Raw genomic sequence first — 8,278 nt, 5'->3', positions numbered from 1 at the left:
CGGAAAGAAAGGTTATCCGACTTTCAAGAAAAACAGTCGCTCAGTTGAGTATAAAGTCAGCGGCTGGAAACTCTCAGAAACTCGGAAGCAAATCACATTCACTGATAAAAAGGGAATTGGCAAGCTCAAACTAAAAGGAACGTGGGATCTCAATTTCTACCAAATCGATCAGATTAAACGAGTTCGTTTGATACATCGCGCTGATGGTTACTACGTTCAATTTGCAATCAGCGCCGACAACAAAGTAGATGCAGCACCAGTAGGTAAAACAGTTGGACTAGACGTGGGACTGAAAGAGTTTTATACAGACTCCGATGGTCATGTTGAACCGAATCCCAAGTTTTATCGAACAAGCGAGAAACGGCTGAAGTTTCGGCAACGCCGTGTTTCTCGCAAAAAGAAAGGCTCTGCCAACCGCAAGAAAGCAATTAATCGATTAGGACGAGTACACCTCAAAATAAGTCGGCAACGTGAAGAACACGCTAAGAAACTGGCGCGTTGCGTAATCCAATCTAACGATTTGGTCGCTTACGAAGATTTGAGAATAAAGAATCTAGTAAAGAATCACTGTCTCGCTAAATCGATTAATGACGCAGGTTGGTATCAATTCAGAAAGTGGTTGGAGTATTTTGGTGTGAAATTTGGTCGGGTAACGGTTGCCGTTAATCCTGCTTATACTTCACAAAAATGTTCAAATTGCGGTGCAATCGTAAAAAAATCCCTATCCGTAAGAACCCACGTTTGTGAATGTGGATTTGTTATGGATAGGGATTGGAACGCAGCGATTAATATTCTGAAATTAGCCTTGAGTACGGTAGGGCATACCGGAACTTGGGTTTTAAGCCCGAACGCTTTGGGAGATTTGACCTCTACTTTGGCTGGAGAAATCCTGTCTGAGCAAGTTGAGTCTATGAACAAAGAATCCCCTCGCCTTTAGGCAGGGGAGTGTCAAACAGCTTCCCAGGCCCGGCGGCGAGGCGCAACAGCTTTTTTTCGGGAATTGCAGCAGCAAACTTGACAGGAGGCGCATCTAGCTGCAAAGCTCGAATCAGCACAGCGCTACCCACTCCCTCCGCATCCGTCACCACGTTAAAACAGTGATACATCCCGTAGATAAAGTAAACGTAGCCGATACCCGCACGCCCGAACATCGCCTGATTGCGAGGAGTCTGCTGTCGGTAAGCGTGACAAGCGGGATCTCCCGGGGCGTAAGCTTCTGTTTCCACAATCATTCCCCGAATAATCTCCCCGTCAGGAAACTGGCGCACCAGAGTACAGCCCAGCAAATCAGGCGCTACGCTGGTAGATGTCCGCGCCAGCCAAAAAGATTCTACAATCTGAGTATTTGCACTCATTCAACAGGAGACAGTAAATTATGGACGTTAAGTTAGTTTTAGCAGTCTTGACAGCAGTTTTCACCGTGTGCTGTTTGTTCTTCGGCACAAAAAACGGCTTCTACGATAGTGACAAGTATCACGGTAACGGTTCTGCTCACTAATTTTAGCTGGTAATTAGTTGCTTAAAAAAACCGTTGCCTGAATCACAGGCGGCGGTTTTTTTTCGATCTAATATCAAATCCTGCTTAAATCCCCCTTATATCAAATCCGGTAGCATCGGAATTATTAATATTACCGAAATAAGGAGACTCAAGATGCCGTTTCCCTACAATGAATCTGGGGTAGGGAAACGGCATCTTGAGTCTCCTCGCTTGTCATTCCGGTGCAACCGGAATTGATATTATTTCTTAGTCCGCGCAGGCGGACTTCGTATGTGTAGAAGCGATTTCAATCGCCGAGGGTTCAAGGAGATAACTGGAGATAATTAAGGATGAATGTTGCCATCGGGCATTTTAGTTTCCTGCATTGTAGCATTCTCGAAATCCGCGCATCCCGGAAGATTGAAACGCATTGTGGTTCCTCGGTCTGTTGATTTCATATTAAAACCAACTACTGCATTTTCTGGGTTATTCTTTTCGGGTACAGCACTGACTTTAAAATCCATATTTGCTGCTTGACCATTAGTATCAAGATTGAAACTTATGCCACTACATCCCAAATCAGAACCTGTCAGGTTGGCTTTATTCAAGTTGGCATTTTTTAGGTTGGCATTCGCCAGTTTTGCTCCTGATAAGTTAGCACCTTCTAGGTTTGCTCCCTGCAAGTTAAATCCTTGTAAGTCCATTCCCTTCAAGTTGACATTGCTGAGATTGCATTCTGGACACTGTTTGGTCTCCAGCAATTGCTTGACTTGGTTTTGCTGGTTAAAATCAGGTATGTATTTGGTTGCAGCTAATAAAAGGGCGATCGACAATCCAGCAGTAATTATATTTTGGATTTTCATAAAAATTCTGAAAAGCCACTGTGGCTTTCTATCTCGGTTAATTATTCATACAGCAGTGCGATCGACATCTCCAGAATTTCCACAAAAAAATTGCCACCATTTCAGACAAGCACGGAGGCGCAGTTAAATCCCGCCGGACTGATAAATCCCGCCTTATCTCCCTCACCAGTGCTGCTTTGGGTTTCGGACTCGCCCCGTCCGGCTGCTTCACTTCGCTTTGGGCAGCCCACCAACAAACAAATTTTGCCGACTCCTACGCGGATGCTGGAATGTTCGGCAATCTGACCCCCGCCAGCGAAGATCCCTACGGCGATCCGGCGGATGAGGAAACCGCTTAAATCGAGTAAGTTGGCTAGAAAAATTACATGGTAAGCAAAATCACCCCCGCAGGGGTGATTTTTTGCCAGTTCTTTTCGTAGTTGTCAAAAACGGAGAGGGTGGGATTTGAACCCACGGAACCTTTCAGTTCACCTGATTTCAAGTCAGGCGCATTCGACCACTCTGCCACCTCTCCAGGCGCATAGATTTTATCATACCAGCAATTGCCGCTAACTACAAGCAGTAGCAGATTCAGTCTGCCGGTAAAGAATTTGTTCTCTTTGCACCGCGAAATCTTCCCCTACCCAGACTAAAGACATTTCCGACACTGTTCCTTTTTCCAGCAGGACGATCGAGAAATTCCGCAATTTCGAGCACTCTCTCTCCACAATAATTCGCGGTACGCAGGCCGCATTCAAATACGCCGTACCCTTCGCACTCACCACTGACTTCCGCAACTCGTGCTTAGTGTGTCGCAGTTGGTGGTGCATATGACCAAAAGTTACCAGAGGTATCCGCTTACCAGAATTACGAGTTCGATCGATCGCCTCAGCAAAATCCGGGTCGCCCCAATCCCCTCCCAGCGGCTTCCAATCACGCCCGCAGGGGTCTTCAGCAGCCTCTCCCAGCCCCGTCGGGCCAGTGTGACCCAAAAAAATCACATTTTCGCAGTCCGCATCTGCCGCCGCCCCTGCAATTAGCCTCGCCGACTCCTCAAAACTTTCTACGCCAAACCACTCCGAATAAAAATCGTTGTACTTCCACTCCGAACCCCCCCAAGTAAACGGGCGGCTTCCCACCACCGTTATGTCCAATTCGGGAAAATCCCGTTTCCCGTAACCGACGTGGGCTTCTCCCATTAAATCTAACTGCTGTTTTACCCGATTCTCAACGGCGCGATCGTACGGACACTGACTGCGGCCCCACTCCGTCGCCGTGTACCAAGCGTCGTGGTTCCCAAACACTGCTGCTTTCGGAATGTCCAAAGATGCGATCGCCCGCACCACCTCCACCGACTCGTTCCCAAAATCCCCCACAAACAGCGCCAAATCAACGCCAAGATGCTTCAGGGCCTCGCCGTCTTCCGCTTCCCAGCGATCGTGAACGTCCCCCACCACCGCAATTTTGATAGATTTAGTCTGATTCATTTGATTTGTCATGCGCGATCGATCCCTAGCCCCTTCTTCTTCAGCATAAGAAACAGCGACCAATTTTTGCACTCTCCCCCAGCCAATTTTAGATTTTAGATTTTAGATTTTAGATTATTTCAACCCAACCACCCGCTTACCACCGTTTTTGGTGAATTCAACTATAATTCAAAATATTAAGTCCAGCCGCCACCTTCCCCGGAATATTTTAACTGTGTTTACCACCGCACCTGCTCAAAACTTGACCCAAACCAGACTGCCCGACGACTTGTTTGCAGCAATTAACGCCCTCAAACAAGAGTTGAACGCCGTCATTCTCGCCCACTACTACCAAGACTCCGACATTCAAGACATCGCAGACTTCATTGGCGACTCCCTCGAACTTGCCCGCAAAGCCGCCAACACCAACGCCGATGTCATAGTTTTTGCCGGAGTTCATTTCATGGCAGAAACCGCAAAAATCCTCAATCCCCACAAATTAGTATTGCTACCAGACTTAAATGCTGGGTGTTCCCTCGCCGACAGTTGCCCGCCCGAAGCCTTTGCAGCTTTCAAAGCCGATCGCCCAGACCATTTAGTTATTTCCTACATTAACTGTACCGCCCAAATCAAGGCAATGAGCGACATAATTTGCACCAGCTCCAACGCCGTCAAAATTGTCAACCAAATTCCCGAAAATCAGCCGATAATTTTTGGGCCCGATCGCAATCTCGGCCGTTACGTCATCGAACAAAGCGGCAGACACATGGAACTCTGGCAAGGAGCCTGCATCGTCCACGAAAACTTCTCAGAAAAAAAGATAGTTCAACTCAAAATCGAAAATCCCGAAGCCGAAATCATCGCCCATCCAGAATGCGAACCTCCGGTACTTCGCCACGCCAATTATATCGGTTCAACCACCGCTTTGCTCAAATATTCTCAATCCAGCGACTGCCAAGCTTTTATTGTCGCAACTGAACCGGGAATCATTCACCAAATGCAAAAGCAAACACCGCACAAACGCTTTATTCCCGCTCCTCCTAACAATAATACCTGTGCTTGCAACGAATGCCCGCACATGAGATTAAATACTTTGGAAAAATTGTATCTAGCTATGAAAAATCAAACCCCCGAAATTACTATGTCTCAAGAACTGCAACGAGCAGCCTTGCAACCTATCCAGCGAATGCTAGAAATGAGCTAACGGTTGACAGTTGACAGTTGACAGTTGACAGTTGACAGTGTTTTAGGATGGGTTGAATCCAGGGATTAAATTAGTAATCGCGGACGCGAAAAAATCGGTTTCTCCGAAAAATTATTGTGGACGCAGGCGGCGCAGAAACCGGGTTTTTAGCCCCCCCTGCGTCCGGGACTGCATTAGGTCATTTCTTTAAAAATTATGAATAATCTATGATTTCCGAAAAACTGATTGTTTTCACCCGCTATCCCGAAGCGGGCAAAGCCAAAACTCGACTAATTCCTGTGCTGGGAAAAACAGGTGCTGCCAACCTGCACCGATTGATGGCACAAAAGGCGATCGCCCGCGCCCTCTCTCTTCAAAACTCCCGCCGATTATCAGTGGAAATTCACCACACAAGCGGTAGCCAACAACAGATGCAAGACTGGTTGGGAACAGATATTATTTATCAAAATCAAATAGACGGCGATTTGGGGGCAAAAATGACAGCAGCGTTTCAAAAATCTTTTAATTCAGGGGTTGACAAAGCTGCAATTATAGGAACTGATTGTCCCGATCTGAAAGCAGAAATCATGGCACAAGCTTTTGACAAACTGAGCCAGCACGATTTAGTTTTGGGCCCGGCAACAGACGGCGGTTATTATCTAATCGGGCTGCGCCGATCGATACCGGAATTGTTCAGCGGAATTAAGTGGGGAACCAGTGAGGTATTTTCTTCTACGCAGGCGATCGCCCAAAATCTTGACCTCAATATTGCTTATCTTCCCACTCTTGCAGACATAGATTTGCCGGAGGATTTGCTGCGTTTAGATATTAGTATTTTGAAATAAATAAACTATATTTAACTTCTCTGATTCATTAAAAATTGTCATCTATAAATCATAAAAAATACTTGATTGTGAAACCACAACGTCATACTATAGTAAATGTATTTGTCTAACCAAATGCAGCGGTTAGACAGCGCTTGCGACAATAGTCGCAAGCGCGAGAAAAAGCCAAAAATTAGCAAATAAATTAGTAAATAATCAAACTAGGGACAGTTTTTGATTGTCAATCTTAGAATCAGGGTTTCAGGGCGATCGAGAACGAGGGCAACGCTTGCCAGACACAGGAATTACCTGCGGGAAATCAAGGGTTTCAGACGAGGAACTCAAAAGGCAAGTTCGCGATCGCACTTTGCGACAAGAGTGAAACCCGGTTTCTTCGTATATTTATCGTGACCAGAGAGTAAAATTCGTAGAAACCCGGTTTCTATCCGCCCCATGTGTCAGCCATCAAACTGTCGCTACCTGTTGAAATAACAGATAAGCTTTGTACAAAACCCGCCCTCTCTCTCTCCAGCGGTGATCGATTCTCTATGCCGCCCGAAAATCTCAATCTCAAAATTTCCATTATCATTCCCGTCTTAAACGAAGCAGCTACAATTGCCTCAGTCATTTCCACCGCCCAAAATGCCAAAAATGTTGAGATTATCGTCGCCGATGGCGGCAGCAACGACGGTACCGCAGAAATAGCAACATCTTTGGGCGTCCGAGTTGTCTCCAGTAGCCAAGGCCGCGCCACTCAAATGAATGCAGGTGCGGCCTTGGCTACTGGAGATATTCTGCTGTTTCTCCACGCAGACACTCTTTTGCCTCCCGGCTACGACTCTGGCGCACGCCTTGCACTAGCCAAACCCCAAACAGTCGCCGGGGCCTTTGAACTCAAGATTGATGCCCGCACGCTCTGTCTGCTGCTCGTAGAAATAGGAGTAAACTGCCGATCGCACTTTCTGCAAATGCCCTACGGCGATCAAGCCATTTTTCTTTATTCAGCTATCTTTGACCAAATCGGCGGTTTTCCTGACTTGCCCCTCATGGAAGACTTTGAATTTGTACGCCGGTTGAAAAAACAAGGCCGCATCCAAATCGTACCCGAGCCCGTGTTGACATCCGCCCGCCGCTGGCAGCAGCTTGGGGTACTCAAAACCACCGCCATCAATCAAATAGTAATTATTGCTTATTTTTTCGGAGTGTCGCCCGATCGACTCGCTTTCTGGTATAGGAGACAAAAGAAAAATTCTTCCCAAAACTAAAGAATAGTGAACTTTTCTAAAGCTAGCTGCCAATTATGCAAATAGGAAACACGTCCCTGCGTAAAATATGACTTGAACGCCTCAATTTTTACGCACAGCGAGGAAAAAGAGAATATGGCCGATCCCAGAGATGCAGAGCTTATTAAACCCTTTAACGGCGACCCCTTCACGGGTCATCTCGCAACTCCCATCAGTGCTTCTGATTTCACACAAGCATTCATTGGGAATTTGCCCGCCTACCGCAAAGGACTCTCACCCCTAGTTCGAGGTTTAGAAATCGGTTTGGCACACGGTTATTTCCTTGTCGGCCCCCAAATCGTCTTAGGCCCACTGCGGGATTATCCAGAAGCAGCTAATCTCGGCGGATTAATTACAGCCCTCGTCTTAGTTCTGCTCGGCACAACAGGTATGTCTGCCTACGGTTTAGTCTCTTTCAAAAATGACAATAGCAGCTACCCGAGCGCCAATCCCATGACTCCCGAAGCCCTGAAAACCGGCGAAGGCTGGAGCCAGCTCACTGCTGGTTTCTTCATTGGCGGAATGAGCGGCGTCTTTGCTGCCTACTTCTTACTCGAAAACTTTAACGGCATCGATGCCATTTTCCGGGGTTTAGTCAACAATTAGACTCCACTCCCAAATATCCCTGTTGCCACACACTAACTTTAGTTTGGAGATTTTGATATGACAGGTTCCTACGCTGCTTCTTTCTTGCCTTGGATTTTGATTCCGGTTGTTTGCTGGCTGATGCCGGTTGTGGTAATGGGTTTGTTGTTTATTCACATTGAAAGCGACGCCTGAGCTACTACCTAGCTAGCGATTAAATAGACAAGGTGGTAACCCTGCGCGATTCCCAAAAAACCTTGGATTGTCAGTAAAGACACTCGCTTGCGCTGGGATGTTTCGGGGAAGTTACCAGCCAAACCCACCCTGTCGGGTTATCGGTGAAATTAGCGTGTTGATGTCGAGCAATGCTTTTATCCATCAAAACAAAGTTAAAGCCGGCACAAGAGTCAGACAACAGTCATGAGCAAACACGCTGGAATAGTGAGGTTTACTTATAACTGGGGATTGGCTACTTGGAGCAACCTTGATCAAGATGGATTGAAGCCTAATAAATACCTACTCAAGAAATTCTTTAACAATCATGTAAAGCCTGAGTTTACATGGATTAAAGAAGCGGGAATTTGCCAGAAGATAACTCAATATGCTTTCGACAATCTT

Annotated in this window: 12 protein-coding genes, 1 tRNA gene and 1 pseudogene; 10 read left to right on the top strand and 4 right to left on the bottom strand. The window is 46.5% G+C overall.

All coding sequences use genetic code 11. The features are described from left to right. Window positions 1-937: RNA-guided endonuclease InsQ/TnpB family protein (locus tag JGK14_RS33065; protein ID WP_293214374.1), on the top strand; the 937-nt coding region annotated here is incomplete at its 5' end. Here JGK14_RS33065 and JGK14_RS33060 read toward each other — a convergent pair. After that, window positions 909-1,355, bottom strand: a complete 447-nt coding sequence (locus JGK14_RS33060) for a DNA-3-methyladenine glycosylase (RefSeq protein WP_325315971.1) — start codon at window positions 1,353-1,355, stop codon at window positions 909-911. The two genes, JGK14_RS33065 and JGK14_RS33060, sit on opposite strands and share 29 nt — an antisense overlap. Before the next feature lie 20 nt (window positions 1,356-1,375). Between JGK14_RS33060 and JGK14_RS33055 the strand changes: the two genes are divergently transcribed. Next, window positions 1,376-1,498 (top strand): hypothetical protein, encoded by a 123-nt coding sequence (locus JGK14_RS33055; RefSeq protein WP_096830678.1) that lies wholly within the window; start codon window positions 1,376-1,378, stop codon window positions 1,496-1,498. Between the two features lie 323 nt (window positions 1,499-1,821). On the opposite strand, the gene JGK14_RS33050 is transcribed toward JGK14_RS33055, so the two are convergent. Further along, window positions 1,822-2,340, bottom strand: coding sequence for a pentapeptide repeat-containing protein (locus JGK14_RS33050; RefSeq protein WP_293187135.1), 519 nt, complete (start codon window positions 2,338-2,340; stop codon window positions 1,822-1,824). Here JGK14_RS33050 and JGK14_RS33045 point away from each other — a divergent pair. Next, window positions 2,329-2,625 carry a hypothetical protein gene (locus JGK14_RS33045; RefSeq protein WP_293271361.1) on the top strand — a complete coding sequence of 99 codons (297 nt, stop codon included), beginning with the start codon at window positions 2,329-2,331 and terminating at the stop codon, window positions 2,623-2,625. The genes JGK14_RS33050 and JGK14_RS33045 overlap by 12 nt on opposite strands. 144 nt (window positions 2,626-2,769) lie before the next feature. Here the strand turns inward: JGK14_RS33045 and JGK14_RS33040 are convergent. After that, a tRNA-Ser gene (locus JGK14_RS33040) sits at window positions 2,770-2,854 on the bottom strand. Between the two features lie 34 nt (window positions 2,855-2,888). Then, on the bottom strand, window positions 2,889-3,806 hold the full coding sequence (locus JGK14_RS33035; RefSeq protein WP_293328005.1) for a TIGR04168 family protein: 918 nt from the start codon (window positions 3,804-3,806) through the stop codon (window positions 2,889-2,891). A 214-nt stretch (window positions 3,807-4,020) separates the two neighbouring features. Here JGK14_RS33035 and nadA point away from each other — a divergent pair, with 214 nt between their 5' ends. The 7 genes and pseudogenes from nadA to JGK14_RS33000 form a co-directional block, all read left to right on the top strand. Continuing rightward, on the top strand, window positions 4,021-4,989 hold the full coding sequence (gene nadA / locus JGK14_RS33030) for a quinolinate synthase NadA (RefSeq protein WP_293220909.1): 969 nt from the start codon (window positions 4,021-4,023) through the stop codon (window positions 4,987-4,989). Between the two features lie 206 nt (window positions 4,990-5,195). Next, entirely contained in the window at window positions 5,196-5,813 is a 618-nt protein-coding gene (locus JGK14_RS33025) for a TIGR04282 family arsenosugar biosynthesis glycosyltransferase (RefSeq protein WP_293208950.1), read from the top strand. Window positions 5,814-6,030: 217 nt separating this feature from the next. Next, window positions 6,031-6,174: a hypothetical protein gene (locus JGK14_RS33020; protein WP_293187132.1), complete on the top strand. Its 144-nt coding sequence runs from the start codon at window positions 6,031-6,033 to the stop codon at window positions 6,172-6,174. Between the two features lie 166 nt (window positions 6,175-6,340). After that, window positions 6,341-7,057: a TIGR04283 family arsenosugar biosynthesis glycosyltransferase gene (locus tag JGK14_RS33015; protein WP_293187131.1), complete on the top strand. Its 717-nt coding sequence runs from the start codon at window positions 6,341-6,343 to the stop codon at window positions 7,055-7,057. Window positions 7,058-7,171: 114 nt separating this feature from the next. Beyond that, window positions 7,172-7,681, top strand: a complete 510-nt coding sequence (locus JGK14_RS33010) for a photosystem I reaction center protein subunit XI (protein ID WP_293148482.1) — start codon at window positions 7,172-7,174, stop codon at window positions 7,679-7,681. Between the two features lie 57 nt (window positions 7,682-7,738). Then, window positions 7,739-7,855, top strand: a complete 117-nt coding sequence (locus JGK14_RS33005) for a photosystem I reaction center subunit VIII (protein ID WP_293148481.1) — start codon at window positions 7,739-7,741, stop codon at window positions 7,853-7,855. Window positions 7,856-8,077: 222 nt separating this feature from the next. After that, window positions 8,078-8,278 (top strand): annotated as a pseudogene (locus JGK14_RS33000) (helix-turn-helix domain-containing protein); the annotation flags it as partial.

The sequence above is a fragment of the Microcoleus sp. PH2017_28_MFU_U_A genome (assembly GCF_020738035.1).
Lineage (GTDB): Bacteria > Cyanobacteriota > Cyanobacteriia > Cyanobacteriales > Microcoleaceae > Microcoleus.
Note: the sequence above shows the minus strand (reverse complement) of the source record. Positions and strands in the feature narration are given on the sequence as shown.

Excerpts from the sequence above, each read along its gene's own strand:
- JGK14_RS33035 (WP_293328005.1), bottom strand. The coding sequence starts at position 3,806 with ATGAATCAGACTAAATCTATCAAAATTGCGGTGGTGGGGGACGTTCAC.
- JGK14_RS33010 (WP_293148482.1), top strand. The coding sequence starts at position 7,172 with ATGGCCGATCCCAGAGATGCAGAGCTTATTAAACCCTTTAACGGCGAC.
- JGK14_RS33055 (WP_096830678.1), top strand. The coding sequence starts at position 1,376 with ATGGACGTTAAGTTAGTTTTAGCAGTCTTGACAGCAGTTTTCACCGTG.
- JGK14_RS33060 (WP_325315971.1), bottom strand. The coding sequence starts at position 1,355 with ATGAGTGCAAATACTCAGATTGTAGAATCTTTTTGGCTGGCGCGGACA.
- JGK14_RS33015 (WP_293187131.1), top strand. The coding sequence starts at position 6,341 with ATGCCGCCCGAAAATCTCAATCTCAAAATTTCCATTATCATTCCCGTC.
- JGK14_RS33005 (WP_293148481.1), top strand. The coding sequence starts at position 7,739 with ATGACAGGTTCCTACGCTGCTTCTTTCTTGCCTTGGATTTTGATTCCG.
- JGK14_RS33025 (WP_293208950.1), top strand. The coding sequence starts at position 5,196 with ATGATTTCCGAAAAACTGATTGTTTTCACCCGCTATCCCGAAGCGGGC.
- JGK14_RS33050 (WP_293187135.1), bottom strand. The coding sequence starts at position 2,340 with ATGAAAATCCAAAATATAATTACTGCTGGATTGTCGATCGCCCTTTTA.